The organism is Hyphomonas adhaerens MHS-3 (genome assembly GCF_000685235.1).
Lineage (GTDB): Bacteria > Pseudomonadota > Alphaproteobacteria > Caulobacterales > Hyphomonadaceae > Hyphomonas > Hyphomonas adhaerens.
This window is the reverse complement of sequence record NZ_ARYH01000001.1, coordinates 251,502-264,774: the sequence shown is the minus strand read 5'-3', so window position 1 is coordinate 264,774 and position 13,273 is coordinate 251,502. Positions and strand designations below refer to the sequence as shown.

At 62.2% G+C, this 13,273-nt stretch carries 13 protein-coding genes and 1 tRNA gene; 8 read left to right on the top strand and 6 right to left on the bottom strand.

Annotated features, from left to right (window positions below):
• Positions 1–158 precede the first annotated feature (158 nt).
• A tRNA-Leu gene (locus HAD_RS01205) sits at positions 159–242 on the top strand.
• Positions 243–583: 341 nt separating this feature from the next.
• Entirely contained in the window at positions 584–1,117 is a 534-nt protein-coding gene (locus HAD_RS01200; protein ID WP_051595827.1) for an MlaC/ttg2D family ABC transporter substrate-binding protein, read from the top strand.
• A 75-nt stretch (positions 1,118–1,192) separates the two neighbouring features.
• Here the strand turns inward: HAD_RS01200 and ald are convergent, their stop codons facing one another.
• From ald to HAD_RS01180, 4 genes are all read right to left on the bottom strand, one after another.
• Positions 1,193–2,308 carry an alanine dehydrogenase gene (ald, locus tag HAD_RS01195; protein ID WP_035568835.1) on the bottom strand — a complete coding sequence of 372 codons (1,116 nt, stop codon included), beginning with the start codon at positions 2,306–2,308 and terminating at the stop codon, positions 1,193–1,195.
• Positions 2,309–2,397: 89 nt separating this feature from the next.
• Entirely contained in the window at positions 2,398–4,221 is a 1,824-nt protein-coding gene (locus HAD_RS01190; RefSeq protein ID WP_051595826.1) for a cation:proton antiporter domain-containing protein, read from the bottom strand.
• Positions 4,222–4,390: 169 nt separating this feature from the next.
• Complete coding sequence (locus HAD_RS01185; protein WP_035568834.1) at positions 4,391–5,068, bottom strand: TorF family putative porin; 678 nt, start codon at positions 5,066–5,068, stop codon at positions 4,391–4,393.
• Between the two features lie 175 nt (positions 5,069–5,243).
• Positions 5,244–6,059: an SDR family NAD(P)-dependent oxidoreductase gene (locus tag HAD_RS01180; RefSeq protein WP_051595825.1), complete on the bottom strand. Its 816-nt coding sequence runs from the start codon at positions 6,057–6,059 to the stop codon at positions 5,244–5,246.
• 126 nt (positions 6,060–6,185) lie between these two features.
• On the opposite strand from HAD_RS01180, the gene HAD_RS01175 reads away from it, so the two are divergent.
• Entirely contained in the window at positions 6,186–6,647 is a 462-nt protein-coding gene (locus tag HAD_RS01175; RefSeq protein WP_035568833.1) for an ion channel, read from the top strand.
• Here HAD_RS01175 and HAD_RS01170 read toward each other — a convergent pair.
• Complete coding sequence (locus HAD_RS01170; protein WP_035568831.1) at positions 6,644–7,612, bottom strand: hypothetical protein; 969 nt, start codon at positions 7,610–7,612, stop codon at positions 6,644–6,646. The two genes, HAD_RS01175 and HAD_RS01170, sit on opposite strands and share 4 nt — an antisense overlap.
• Positions 7,613–7,760: 148 nt before the next feature.
• On the opposite strand from HAD_RS01170, the gene HAD_RS01165 reads away from it, so the two are divergent.
• From HAD_RS01165 to HAD_RS01145, 5 genes are all read left to right on the top strand, one after another.
• Positions 7,761–9,764 carry an acetyl-CoA carboxylase biotin carboxylase subunit gene (locus tag HAD_RS01165; protein ID WP_035568829.1) on the top strand — a complete coding sequence of 668 codons (2,004 nt, stop codon included), beginning with the start codon at positions 7,761–7,763 and terminating at the stop codon, positions 9,762–9,764.
• A 148-nt stretch (positions 9,765–9,912) separates the two neighbouring features.
• Positions 9,913–10,446: a DUF805 domain-containing protein gene (locus tag HAD_RS01160; protein WP_035568826.1), complete on the top strand. Its 534-nt coding sequence runs from the start codon at positions 9,913–9,915 to the stop codon at positions 10,444–10,446.
• 100 nt (positions 10,447–10,546) lie between these two features.
• Entirely contained in the window at positions 10,547–10,996 is a 450-nt protein-coding gene (locus tag HAD_RS01155) for a DUF805 domain-containing protein (protein ID WP_035568823.1), read from the top strand.
• A gap of 164 nt (positions 10,997–11,160) precedes the next feature.
• Positions 11,161–11,685 (top strand): DUF805 domain-containing protein, encoded by a 525-nt coding sequence (locus HAD_RS01150; RefSeq protein ID WP_035568820.1) that lies wholly within the window; start codon positions 11,161–11,163, stop codon positions 11,683–11,685.
• Positions 11,686–11,725: 40 nt separating this feature from the next.
• Entirely contained in the window at positions 11,726–12,505 is a 780-nt protein-coding gene (locus HAD_RS01145; protein WP_035568817.1) for a hypothetical protein, read from the top strand.
• On the opposite strand, the gene lipB is transcribed toward HAD_RS01145, so the two are convergent.
• Positions 12,490–13,188: a lipoyl(octanoyl) transferase LipB gene (gene lipB / locus HAD_RS01140; RefSeq protein ID WP_084331921.1), complete on the bottom strand. Its 699-nt coding sequence runs from the start codon at positions 13,186–13,188 to the stop codon at positions 12,490–12,492. The two genes, HAD_RS01145 and lipB, sit on opposite strands and share 16 nt — an antisense overlap.
• Positions 13,189–13,273: the final 85 nt, after the last annotated feature.

Genomic DNA, 13,273 nt, shown 5'->3' with positions numbered 1-13,273 from the left:
GTACGTGCCTGGCAGCATCGCCCGGCAAGGTCTGCCAAGTCCACCCCGCTGCGGCTCAACGCCCGCTTTTGCCTGGCGGAAATACACAGCTTGCTTGCGATGACACATGGTGTTGTGGCGGATTGTGCGTGTATGCCAGAAAGGCAACCAGACGGTTCGCGCGCTTGGTGGAATGGTAGACACAGGGGACTTAAAATCCCCATCCTTCGGGAGTGTGGGTTCGAGTCCCACAGCGCGCACCACCTGTATTCCTAGCGTAAAATTTTTCGGCGTGCGGTCCGGGCCTTCCGCGCCTCAAAGCAAACGCGTCCAGGGCTTTCTTTTTATGGTTACCGGCCGGTTTACCAAAAATCCCCGCCGGGACAGGGCTTTGTGTCGGGAAAGGCACAGCCGGGTCTGTATCGGTTCAGCTTGAAACAGAATTGTTACGATGTGGCACAAAAGCCGCGCCTGATTCGGATTCGCGCGTTTCAAGGGGGCGGGTCCATGCGCGATTTGCATGATTACTATATAGTTAAGCGGGGAACTCCGCGGGGTGGCACGCCATATGTAGTGTGTCGTTCAACCCGAAGGATTGAGTCCAATGATCCGCACGCTCATCGCATCCGCTGTCATCGCCCTGGCGCCTTTGCCAGCTTTGGCGGGGCCTGACGCCGAGGCACTCATCGCCGGGGCCGCTGCCGATATCGCCGATCCGGTGAAAGGCGAGGAAGCCTTTACCCGTTCGATCGACATTGCCGCCGTGGCGCGATTTACCCTTGGCAAGCACGCCCGCCGTGTCAGCGCCGAGGAACAGACCCGGTTCACGGACGCGTTCAGTGCTTTCCTGGCCGAAACATTCCGGGACAATGCCGACACGTTCCAGGACGCCAGGATCGAGGTGCTGGGGTCAACGGACCGTAGTGAAACCGACTCGATCGTCGCCACCCGGGTCACGCCAAAGGGCGAAGACCCGATGACCGTGCGCTGGCGTGTGATCGAGCGGAACGGCGAATGGCGCGTCGTGGATGTGGAGGTGCTGGGCCTGTGGCTGGCCATCGAACAGCGTGCCCAGATCAGCGCGATCCTGGACCGGCCGCGTGCCACGATCGACGACGCGATCGCCGCGCTGTCCTGACACTGCCTCCAATGAAAAAGCCGTCCGGTCATGCCGGACGGCTTTTGCTTGTCTTGCATCCGGTTTTCGCCGGGATCAGTCCTTCAGCCAGGTCGGGCGGACATAGTCTTCACCCAGATCATGGGCGACCGCCTCGTGCGCGATCTTGCCACCGTCCACCGTCAGGCCGTTGGCGAGGTGCGGGTTGGCGTTGATCGCTTCGCGCGCGCCCTTGTTGGCGATCTGCATCACGAAGGGCAGGGTGGCGTTGTTGAGCGCGTAGGTCGACGTGCGCGGCACGGCGCCGGGCATGTTGGCGACGCAATAGTGCAGCACGCCGTCGACTTCATAGATCGGGTCTTCATGCGTGGTGGCGTGGCTGGTTTCGAAACAGCCGCCCTGGTCGATGGCGATGTCGACCAGCACGGCGCCGGGCTTCATCGTTTTCAGCTGGGCTTTGGTCACCAGCTTCGGCGCGGCCGCGCCGGGGATCAGCACGGCGCCGATAACAAGGTCGGCGTCCTTGATGGCCTCGGCCAGCGAATGGGCGGTGGAGTACATGGTTTTCAGGCTGCCGCGGAACTGTTCGTCGAGTTCGGCGAGGCGGTTGTTGTTGCGGTCGAAGACAGTGACGTCGGCGCGCATGCCAACCGCGATCTCGGCTGCATGGGTGCCGGAGACGCCGCCGCCGATGATGACCACTTTCGACGGCATCACGCCCGGCACGCCGCCCAGCAGGATGCCGCGGCCGCGCTTGGTGCGCATCAGGGCCCAGGCCGCAACCTGCATCGACATGCGTCCGGCCACCTGGCTCATCGGGCGCAGCAGCGGCAGGCCGCCCTGCGCATCGGTGACGGTCTCATAGGCGATGGCGAGGCATCCGGACTTCATCAGGCCTGCGGCCTGCACAGGATCGGGCGCCAGGTGGAGATAGGTGAAGAGCGTATGGTCCGGCGTCAGGCGTGCGGTCTCTTCCGGCTGGGGTTCCTTCACCTTCACGATCAGTTCAGAGGCTTTGAAGACCGCATCGGCATCCGGCAGGATCCTGGCCCCAACCGCCGTATAATCCTCGTTCGAGAAACCGGAGCCGAGCCCGGCGCCATCCTGAATGGCGACCTCATGGCCGGCGCGCGCCAGTTCTCCGACGCTTTCCGGCGTCAGTCCGACACGAGATTCCTGCTTCTTGATTTCTGTTGGAACGCCAATGCGCATTTAAGCCTCCTGAGGGGAATGATGGTGCCTATAGACCTCATCTTGCGCAATTTCCACCCCGCTGTTCTGGTGAATTCCAGAGGGGCGTGTCAGGCGGCCTGATCGAGGTCCGGCTCCACCGGGTCGAGGTCGTCATCATCTTCGTCCGACTTGGCTTCGCCAATGGCAAAGCGTTCGGTTTCGTGGCTGATCCAGGCGCTGACCTCGTCTTCAGGCACACCCAGCGCATTCAGCATGTCGATCACCATCTCGATGCCGCGTGGTTCCCCCATGGCGAAATGGGTGTTGATGCCAAGCGCGGAGAACCGGTCCATGTCCACGGGGTTGTCCACGGTGAGGAACCGTTTGAGATCCGGGAAGCGCCGCATCACGACGGGTGTGACCTCCAGCGAGATTTCGTAGCGCGGAATGCCGAGCACCATGGCGCGGGCCTGGTTGCCGCCAATGGCTTCGATCAGTTTCAGATTGGAGGCATCGCCGAACGAGACCCGGTAACCGTCCGCGACGGCGGACAACAGCCGGTCGGGGTCGAACTCGGTTGCGAGATAGGGGATGCCATGATCCTCCAGCGCATCGACCGCGAGGCGGCCGGTCTGTGTCATGCCGACAATGATGACCGGGCGGTCGAGCAGCGGAGTCGATCTGGGCGCTGCCTCGGTCCGGGACTGGGTCCGGCGGACGATTTCGCGGGACAGGCGGGCGCCAAGGTCTGCCCAGACCGGCGCGATGGCCAGGGACAGCGCGACCGCGGCAACGACGCTACTCATCAGCGGGCCGGGCATGCCGGTGACGACGGCGCCCAGCGACAGGACGACGAGCGTGAATTCAGACCCCTGCGCCAGCAGGAAAGCCATTTGCGTCGCGCCGGGAATGCTCCAGCCGTTCAGGCGCGCCGCGGCAAAGCCGAGCGCGGTCTTCAGGCCGATCAGCCCGCCAGCTGCGAGCAGGACGAATGGCAGGTTGCGCAGCAGGGCGGGCACGTCGATGGACAGGCCGACGCTGATGAAGAAGAAGGACAGGAGCAGGCTGCGGAAGGGGGCCATCTCGGTCTGGACCTGGTGGCGGAACGGGGTTCCGGAAACGGCAAGGCCAGCCAGGAAAGCGCCGAGTGTCAGCGACAGGCCGCTCACCGCTGTCGCGCAGGCGGCCGCCAGCACGAACAGCAGCGTGAAGGCCGTGAAGGCCTCTTCATTGCGGATAATCGCCAGCGTGCGGAAGATCGGGTTGATCAGGTATTTGCCGGCCAGGACCGCTGCGAAGAATGCCAGGCCTGCCTGGACAAGCGACAGGGCAAGGGAGGCGGCAAGCGGCAGGTCCGCCCCGCCGAGCAGGCGTGTGGAGATCACACCCGCCACCCCGGACGCGCCGCTTTCGGCGCCGCCCAGCGATGTGGCGTAGATCATCAGGAAGATCGCCACCATGTCCTGAAAGATCAGGACATGCGTGGTGGCCCGTCCGATGGGACAGGAATTCTGTTCCCGCTCTGTCAGGATGCGGGCGACAACGGCGGTGGAGGAGAGGCCGAGGCTGAGCCCCACGGCCAGCGCAATCGGCCAGGAAATGCCGATCATCCAGAGTGCGCCGGCGCTCATCAGGCCCGTCAGCATCAGGTGCGCCGGGGCCAGGCCCAGCAGGTCCCGGCGGCTTTCCTTCAGTTCGCGCATGGACACGTGCATGCCGATATCGAACAGCAGGAACACAACCCCCAGTTCCGCAAGCAGGTGCGTCGCCGGGCTCTCATGGATCAGGCCCAGGCCGTATTGTCCGATCAGTATGCCAACAATGAGGTAGCCGACAATCGGACTCAGCCGGGCCGCTTTCGTGACCAGCGCAGACGCGGCGCCAAAGCCCAGTAGCGTGATCGCCGGGACGAGCGCATCGACAGCTTGTACAGGTGTAAACTCGGCTGCCACGCAATCGTCTCCTTTAGATCGGTCTGGTTTTGGGGAACCCCCTCCATGCTACAGATAGGAAGACATTGGGGTAAAACAAAGGCCGCCAGTTCCGGCGGGAACCAGCGGCCTTCACCTTGCTGCACGGGAGGAGGGCATGATCCCCGCGCAGTTGGAGGTTCTCGAAGTCCTAGAGAGACTTCGCGAGGGTCAGGACAACACGCTCGTCAGAGACGCCGACGCCGTCCACATCCGTATCCCAGTAACGCACGTCGACATCGATGCCGACGGGCAGGGAGTAGGTGCCGCCCAGCGACCAGTTGGTGTAGTCGCCACCAGCATCGAAGCTGTAGTTGCCGAGCGTTGCGTCCATCGAGAAGTTGTCGGTGAAGGAATAACCGGCAGACCCTTCGACATAGACGTTTTCATTGTCCGGATCCCAGTACACGGCACCGCCGACGGAAACGCCGCTGGTGAATGTGTAGCCGAGTGCACCCTGCAGTTCGACGAAGTCGTAATCTGCTTCTTCCGTGTCCGGATAGGCGTAGTAGATGAAGCCAACGTCCCAGCTGATCCCGCTTTCAGTCTCCCCCGCGAGACCTCCATACAGGTCCAGTTCCAGGTTGGCATCTTCCGGCTCGTCGCCGAAATCGACATTCGACGCCCACGTACCGGCGTAGAACATGCCATTGGAATAATCGAATCCGCCCTGGATGGCGAAATCTTCGTTGGACTGTGAAACCCCGCGCCAGACATAGTCTGTTGTCAGTGCGACGTTGCCCGACCATTCGCCTTCGGCATAGGCGCCGCCGGCTGCGGTCGCGAGTACTGCGAGGGCGACCCCCGCCCGTGTAACCTTGGATACCATTTTGAACTTCCCCGTTCTAAAATTAGAGCGCTTCGTTGAGCGCCGGGGTCAGATTGCCGTGCCTTTTGGCGGCGGCGGACTGAAAAAGAAGTTCTCCGGGTACCGAGTTAAGGATCGCCGCTGAATTGAGCAGACTTCAGGCAGTGCTGCCCGAAGTTTGTGCGTCACGAATGCGTCAGCGAGCAACCAATGGTGCGTAGCCGAGATGCATTCCGGCATCCACAAGAAGGGTCTCGCCCGTCACGTGCCGACTCGCGTCCGTGCAGAAGAAAACGGCGGAATCTGCAATGTCGTCGGGGCCGCTGGCCACGTTCAGCGGGACGGAGGCCGCGACACCCGCCTCCATTTTATTGTATTGTTCCTCGCCCATCTGGTCCTTGAACCAGCGGGTGCCAATGAATCCGGGACAAATGGCGTTAACCCTTATCGCTGGGGCGAGAGCCCGGGCGAGAGACAGGGTCATCGTGTTGAAAGCGCCCTTGGATGCAGCATAGGCGACCGAAGAGCCCACGCCCGTTACGCCGGCGATGGATGACACGTTCAGCACCGCTGCGGCGCGTCCGGTTTCCTCATGGCACTTCACCAGCAGCGCCTTGCAGGCCTGCATCATCAGGAAGGGGCCGGCGACATTGACGGCATAGATGTCGAGAAAGTCCTGCCGCGAGAGGGCGTCGAGATCGGCATGGTCGCGGGCGTGACGGGTGATTCCCGCATTGTTGACCAGAATGTCCAGCCGGCCCCAGGTGCTGGCGGCGTCTGCAAGCGCCCGGCAGCCTTCCTCGGTTGAGACATCGGCCTGGACCAGGCGTGCCTGAGCCCCAAAGGCCTGGCAATCGGCGACCGTCTGCTCGGCATCGCTGACCGATTTCGTGCAATTGATGATCACATCTGCGCCGCGTTCGGCCAGTTGCAGCGCGATCGAACGTCCGAGCCCGGTGGCCGACCCTGTGACAATCGCCTTGCGCCCTGCGAGATCTTTCGTGTCTGCCATGCCCGGCCTCCCTGCGTGTTTTGTGTGTTCCGTCGTGCCTGCGCTTGTGGCGGCAGATTTTCGCTCCGTCAACGAAAGCTAAATGGCTGCGGGGTAAACAGGCCTGTACAATTGGAGGCTCAGGATATGATTCTGTTCCTGAATCTGGCCGTGGCGACCGTTATGGTTGCGATTACCTTCTCGATCCATTTTGCCGGGCTTGTTGGCCTGACCGCACTGCTGCGCCAGCGGGGACGGGAATTCCGGCGTCGGACGTCGAAAATGGGAGATACGCTGGGGCAGGGCCTGGGCATCCTGATTGTCGTGTTCAGCCTGTTTGCGCTGCATTCGTTGCAGATCTGGCTCTATGCCTTTGCCTATCTGTTTGTGGGTGAGCTCCACCAGATGGAAACGGCGGTCTATTTCTCCACCTCGACCTTCACCACGGTCGGCTTCGGAGACGTGATCCTGTCGCACAAATGGCGGATGCTGGGCGTGGCCGAATCCATGAACGGCTTCCTCCTGATCAGCTGGTCGACGGCTTTCCTCGTGTCGCTGACGGCCCGTGTGCGCGCCTTCGAGGCCAAGATCGAGGGCCGGGACGACTAGGCCTGCTTGGGCTGCTGCATCAGCTTCGCCGCGCCGACCGCCAGGCCCACCAGCACAATCCCGCCAACCAGCAGCGTCCAGGGATGGGCGCCGAACGTCTCGAAATACTGCGTATAGGCGTGGATCGCGAGGAAGACGGTTGCGGTCACCGAAAGGAAGCCGCCATTCCGGCTGCGGGCCATGATGGCGACCAGCAGAACCGGCCAGCCGATTGAAAACACGGCTTCCGGCACATGCGTCGTGGCGGCGCGCCAGGCCTCCCAGTCATTGCCCTCGGCATAGCGGTAGTCCGGCCCGAGGTCGTCGCCCCAGAGCGAGCCGACCCAGAACGCGAAGTTGACGAGGAAAAAAGCCGTGCGGGCGGCAATGCCCGCCAGGTGTTTCCAGGTCTCGGAAATCCGGCTGCGCAGGGCGTACAGGCCCGCAGCCAGCGCGCCGAACACGGCGATTGTCATGATCGGCTGTTCGACGAACAGGCCGTAGCAGGCATGCCAGTAGCCGGTGCCAGTGCCGAAGACCGCGCCGAAGGCCAGCACCGACAGGACCATCAGGAAGGCGGACCGGAACCAGACCGCCCCGGCGCCGAGCAGCAAAGTGATCAGCAAAGCGGGCAGGGTGGTGTCAGGGGCGTCTTCATATTGCCAGCCAATCCAGCCGGCGAGCCCCAGTACGCCCATCAATGCGAGGCCGGCAGAGAGGACTTTCAGCGAGGCGTCCGGTGCGAACCGGCGGGTCAGTTCCGCTGCGGCGATGGCCAGAAGGGCCAGCAGAAGGCCTGTCGTAGCGTCAGGCACCAGGGCAATGGCCCCGGCTGCGACGGCCAGCGCCCCCATGATCAGGGACAGGTTCACGAAAAGTCCGAACCGCGATTCCGTCAGGGCGCGCGCCTCCAGGAGGCGCGTCATATCGGCATTGATCAGGCCTTCGGCCTGCAGCTGTTGTGGGTCAATCCGGATCACGGTCATGGCGGTCTCCCGTTAAGTAGTGAGCGTTCACTAACAAATCTGACTGCTAATCGCAAGGCCTTTTGTCGCTCCGTCATGTGTGGACAAGTTCGGGTGTGCGGCGTAACTGCGGCAAGCTGTAAGTTTTCAAAGGCCTGCCGGGGTAACGATGTTCAAGAAGATCCTGATTGCAAACCGCGGCGAGATCGCCGTTCGTGTCATCAAGACCTGCCGCCGTTTGGGCGTGCAGACGGTGGTTGTCTATTCCGACGCCGATGCCGGCTCCATGGCCGTCGAAATGGCCGATGAAACCGTTCATATCGGTCCGCCCCCGGCCTCGGAATCCTATCTGGACGCCGACAAGATTATCGAGGCCGTGAAGGCCACCGGCGCCGAAGCCATCCATCCGGGGTTCGGCTTCCTGTCCGAAAATCCGGGCTTTGCGAAAAGACTGGAAGAAGAGGGGATCGGCTGGATCGGTCCTAACGCCTTCGCCATCGAAGCGATGGGCGACAAGATCAGCTCCAAGAAACTGGCCGCCGAGGCCGGGGTTTCCACGGTGCCAGGCCATATGGGCCTGATCGAGGATACGAAGGAAGCCGTGAAGATTTCCCGGGAAATCGGCTACCCGGTCATGATCAAGGCATCGGCCGGCGGCGGCGGCAAGGGCATCCGCGTCGCTTATGATGACAAGGAAGTCGAAGAAGGCTTTCCGGCCGTGAAGGCCGAAGCAAAATCCTCTTTCGGGGACGACCGCGTCTTCATCGAGAAGTTCATTCTTGAGCCGCGCCACATCGAGATCCAGGTGCTGGGCGACAAGCATGGCAACTGCGTCTACCTGAATGAGCGCGAATGCTCGATCCAGCGCCGCAACCAGAAAGTCATCGAGGAAGCGCCATCGCCGCTGCTCGATCCTGAGACCCGCAAGAAGATGGGCGAGCAGGCCGTGGCCCTCGCCAAGGCGGTGAACTATGACAGCGCCGGCACGGTGGAGTTCGTTGCGTCCGGCAAGGACAAGGGCTTCTACTTCCTTGAAATGAACACCCGCCTGCAGGTGGAGCACCCGGTGACCGAGATGATCACCGGCGTCGACCTTGTCGAACAGATGCTGCGCGTTGCCTATGGCGAGACGCTGAAGCTCAAGCAATCCGACATCGGCATCAATGGCTGGGCCGTTGAGAGCCGTGTGTATGCAGAAGATCCGTACCGTAACTTCCTGCCGTCGATCGGCCGTCTGAAGCGCTTCCACCCACCGGGCGAAGGCAAGCTTGGCAAGGGCGAGGTGCGCATGGATTCCGGTGTGCGTGAGGGCGACGAGATCTCGATGTTCTACGACCCGATGATCGCCAAGCTGATCACCTGGGGCAAGGACCGCGATACGGCTCTCGACACGCATGTCGAGGCGCTCGACCGGTTCCACATTGAGGGCATCCAGGACAATATCCCGTTCATCGCTGCCGTGATGGACGAGAAGCGCTTCCGCTCCGGAAATATCACCACTGCCTATATCAAGGACGAGTTCCCGGACGGCTTTGACGGTGTCCCGCCGACGAAGACGCAGGAAACCCAGCTGATCTGCGCCGCAGCTTATGTGCACGGCTTCCTGTCGCGCCGCGCCGCGCTGACGTCCGGCCGTATGGCGCCGGTGCCGGAAGCCCGCCGCGACTGGATCGTGATCCTTGGCGACAAGCAATACCCTGTCACGCTGGACCTTGGCGGTGATGGCGACGCGGAAATCTCCATCGATGGCGGCAAGCCGCACACGCTGGTCACCGACTGGCTGCCCGGCCAGCACCTCGTCGAGGGCTCTCTGGACGGCAAGGCGTTCGCCGTGAAGTTTGCTGACCGGACTGAAGGCTATCTGTTCCGCCACCGGGGTGTTGCCCTGCGGGCGCTGGTCTGCACGCCGCAGATTGCGGAACTGCATGCCCGCCTGCCGGAGAAGCCGAAGCCTGACACGTCGAAGTTGATCATTTCGCCAATGCCCGGCTTGGTTGTGTCCATTGATGTGGAACTCGATCAGGAAGTGCAGGAAGGCGAAGCCGTCTGCGTCGTCGAAGCCATGAAAATGCAGAACATTATCAGGGCAGAAGCAACCGGAACGGTCAAAGCGATCAATGTTGGCGCTGGCGACAGCGTCGCTGCCGACGAAATTATGGTCGAGTTCGCCTGAATCGGGGACGAATTAACCTCCCAATAATCAAATTGCCGCGCTATCCTGTCGCAGGAATGCCCGGGTCGGCTGACTATGCCGCCCGGCAACACCTGCGGGGGAAGGGCAGGAATTCCCGCGCATCGAACGATCATCTTGGGGACCGGCAATGGAACTTCTTTTCAGTCCGAACGGACGCATCGACCAGCCGACTTATTGGCGGGCGGTCCTGACCCTGTTCGGCATCAGCGCCGTGCTGACGGTTGTGTCGGCCTATGTGTCGCCGTTTCTGGGATTCGTCAGCATCATCTTCATCTGGCCCTGGATCGCCGTGCATGCCAAGCGCTTCCATGATGCCGGCAAGACCGGCTGGCTGACGCTGGCCATGATCGTGCTGGCGATTGTCGTTTCCGCCATCTCCGGAATGGTCCTGCCAGCCCTGTTCGGGGTCGATGTCGGGGCCATGCAGCGCGAGATGGAAGAGAACATGCAGGATTACCTGTCCTCCAACGATCCGGGCGCCGCGATGGCGTATGTCATGGAAGAGTCCAAGCGGATGTCACAGGCGCAATTGCTGCCGTCCATCCTGTCCACCGCGATCGTGACCGGCGTGGTCGGCTTCGTGATGAGCCTGTTCAAGACCGATCCGAATGACAATCAGTATGGCCCCGGACCGGGCAGTGCAGGCACCACCTTCAGCTAAATCAGTAGATTTCCGTCGTCTCTCTACGGACGGCATGCAGTCAGAATGATCAACAGCACGGGTGCTTCAAAGAGGGCCCGGCAACACAAGGAGACCTGAAATGGTCAGCTTTCCAGACGCAGTAAAAATGTTCTTCGCGCGTTATGTGGATTTCCAGGGGCGCTCGATGCGCTCGGAATACTGGTGGGTCTACCTGTTCAACATGATCATCGTTGCCATCTGGGCCATCCTGTTCTTCGTCCTTGGCGGAATCAACATGCGCACCGAGGAAGTTTCGCCGCTTGGTTTCATCCTGATTGCGCTGATCGTGATTTACGGCCTGGCGATTGTCATTCCCAGCATCGCGCTGTTTGTGCGCCGGCTGCATGATATCAACCAGACGGGCTGGATCTATCTCGGCCTCGTGGTGGCCAGCGTGATCCCGGTGATCGGTTTCATCGCGTCGATCGCCATGATCGTCATCGCCTGTATCCCGGGTACCAAGGGGCCGAACAAGTATGGTCCGGATCCGCTGAACCCGGGCGCCGGCGCTGCCGACACGTTTGTCTGAGCGGCGCGAAGGCGCCGTTCCCGGCCTCGGCCGGACATAAATTTCCGAGCCGGGCCCTTGCGGGGTCCGGCTCTTCATTGTGCGGGTTTCTCTTGCGTGAATTTATCGTTTATTGATAAGAACGCGGCAGAAGACCCGCCCTGACGACAGGAGTATTTCATTTCATGGACATTTCCCGTGTCCTGCTGAGCCCGAAAGGCCGGATCGGCCCACGCGATTTCCTGCGTGGCCTGATCCTGCTGACGGGTGCCGGTCTGATCATTCAGGTCCTGACGGTCGTTGCCTCCATCGGGGCAGCGATCCTGCAATACCCGATGCTGTGGGCTTATTTCTGCGTCTTCGGAAAACGCCTGCACGATGCCGGGCAGACCGCGTGGTTCAACATTCTGATCCTGTTCGGGTTTGTGGTGGTCACGTCGATCCTGAACGCCGTGCTGCTTCCGATCCTGTCGCCGAACATGATGCCGTTGATGACCCAGATCCAGGAGATCGGCCTGAAGGACGGTTTTGGCGGCATGCTGCAGGCCCAGCAGGAACATGCGCTCCAGATTGCCCGCGGCACAGCTCTGACCACGCTCGCCAGTTTCCTGATTGGCAGTGCCGGACTCGCCCTGATCGGGGCCCGTCTGCCTTCCGATCCGGAGACCAATGCCCACGGGCCGCCAACCGGCAGCTCTGACACGCCCTGACACTACGCCCCTGACACTTCGTCCAAGGACTCGCTCACGCATGAAACCCTATTATCCCGACGCGATTGATCCGCACCGTCCCTGGATCAAGGATGCGCGCGACAATCCCCACGAGATGAACTGGGGCCAGACCCTGTTCAATCCGCTTGGGTCGAGCCCGAAGCTGCATTTCAGCCGGGCGTGGACCTTCATGTTCTTGGGCCGGGTGCTGCTGTTCATCGTGCCGGTGTTTGCCGTGTTTGTGGCGTCGCTGTCAGGCGCAGACCTGAGCGGTCTCTGGAAGCCGGTCGACGGTTTTATCGTGCCGGTCCCGGAAGTGCTGCTGCCGTTCTTCGTGTTCATGATCGCGACGGAGTTCACCTCCTGGATTGCCCATGTCCGGCGCTTCAACGAGGCGCACAAGTCGCCACTCCGGGCGACGATCGTTCTGGTCCCGCTGATGTTGGGTCTGGCCGCTTTCTTTGTCGGCGCACAGGGCGGCATCAAACAGTATGAAGAGATGCATGCACCGAAGCCTGCCGTGTCGGCCGAAGCCGCCGCCGGGCAGGGCGCAGGGGCGGCTGCCGCACCCGCGGAGCAGGCTGACAAGCGCCCGCCGGAGAAAGGCCGCCAGGGGCCGCCGCAAAGCGAACGTGATATGGCCGCCAGCGCCGGACTCGGGCTTGCCATGATGGTCTGGGCGCCAGCCTCCTTTTTCGTGATGCTCTGGTCGCTGCTCTATGTCGCCCGCATGCCGAATGGCGGGGTTGGCCGGTTCCGGACCGGCAGCGACATTGCGCAGGGCGAGGATGAAGTTCCTTCGGCCTACGCGGCCGGCTGAAGCGGGCCGGGCACCGGCACAAGCTGGCTGTCGAACACGGTTTCAAACGCATCGCGCAAGGCGATGTCGGCATCTGCCATCGTTGCCGGAATGCCGAGATCGGCGAGACTGGTCACGCCATAGCGCGGATCGGCAATGCCGCAGGGCGTGATGCCGGTGAAGTGCTCCAGATCCGGCTCCACATTCAGGCTGATGCCATGGAAGCTGACCCAGCGTTTCAGGCGCACGCCGATGGCGGCGATCTTGTCTTCGCGCAGCGGGCCGCCGGCCTGCGTCCGGTCGACCCAGACGCCGACACGGCCGTCACGGGGGCCGGAGTCGATGTTGAAGCTTTGCAGCGCCGTGATGATCCAGCGTTCGAGATTCTGCACGAAGGCGCGCACATCCTTGCCGCGCTGGCCAACGTTCAGCATCACATAGGCCACCCGCTGGCCGGGCCCGTGATAGGTGTATTGCCCGCCGCGCCCGGCATCGAAAACCGGGAATCGGGAAGGGTCCCGCAGGTCGTCCAGCTTTGCTGACGTGCCCGCCGTATAGAGCGGCGGATGCTCGAGAAACCAGACGAGCTCGGGCGCGCCGTCCTCGTAAATCGCTCGCGCCCGCGCCTCCATGAAGGCCAGCGCATCTTCGTACGGAACCGGCTGATCGGACACGGCCCATTGAACAGGTGGAAATTTGTGCATCACGCCCCGCATATAGGGTGTATTCGGGGCTTCACAAAGCGCCGGACGGGCCTTATACGGCGCCTTCGCCTCGAATGAGACATGT

Coding starts and splice junctions, on each gene's coding strand:
- HAD_RS01200 (WP_051595827.1), top strand. CDS start 584: ATGATCCGCACGCTCATCGCATCCGCTGTCATCGCCCTGGCGCCTTTG.
- ald (WP_035568835.1), bottom strand. CDS start 2,308: ATGCGCATTGGCGTTCCAACAGAAATCAAGAAGCAGGAATCTCGTGTC.
- HAD_RS01185 (WP_035568834.1), bottom strand. CDS start 5,068: ATGGTATCCAAGGTTACACGGGCGGGGGTCGCCCTCGCAGTACTCGCG.
- HAD_RS01180 (WP_051595825.1), bottom strand. CDS start 6,059: ATGGCAGACACGAAAGATCTCGCAGGGCGCAAGGCGATTGTCACAGGG.
- HAD_RS01175 (WP_035568833.1), top strand. CDS start 6,186: ATGATTCTGTTCCTGAATCTGGCCGTGGCGACCGTTATGGTTGCGATT.
- HAD_RS01170 (WP_035568831.1), bottom strand. CDS start 7,612: ATGACCGTGATCCGGATTGACCCACAACAGCTGCAGGCCGAAGGCCTG.
- HAD_RS01165 (WP_035568829.1), top strand. CDS start 7,761: ATGTTCAAGAAGATCCTGATTGCAAACCGCGGCGAGATCGCCGTTCGT.
- HAD_RS01160 (WP_035568826.1), top strand. CDS start 9,913: ATGGAACTTCTTTTCAGTCCGAACGGACGCATCGACCAGCCGACTTAT.
- HAD_RS01155 (WP_035568823.1), top strand. CDS start 10,547: ATGGTCAGCTTTCCAGACGCAGTAAAAATGTTCTTCGCGCGTTATGTG.
- HAD_RS01150 (WP_035568820.1), top strand. CDS start 11,161: ATGGACATTTCCCGTGTCCTGCTGAGCCCGAAAGGCCGGATCGGCCCA.
- HAD_RS01145 (WP_035568817.1), top strand. CDS start 11,726: ATGAAACCCTATTATCCCGACGCGATTGATCCGCACCGTCCCTGGATC.
- lipB (WP_084331921.1), bottom strand. CDS start 13,188: ATGCACAAATTTCCACCTGTTCAATGGGCCGTGTCCGATCAGCCGGTT.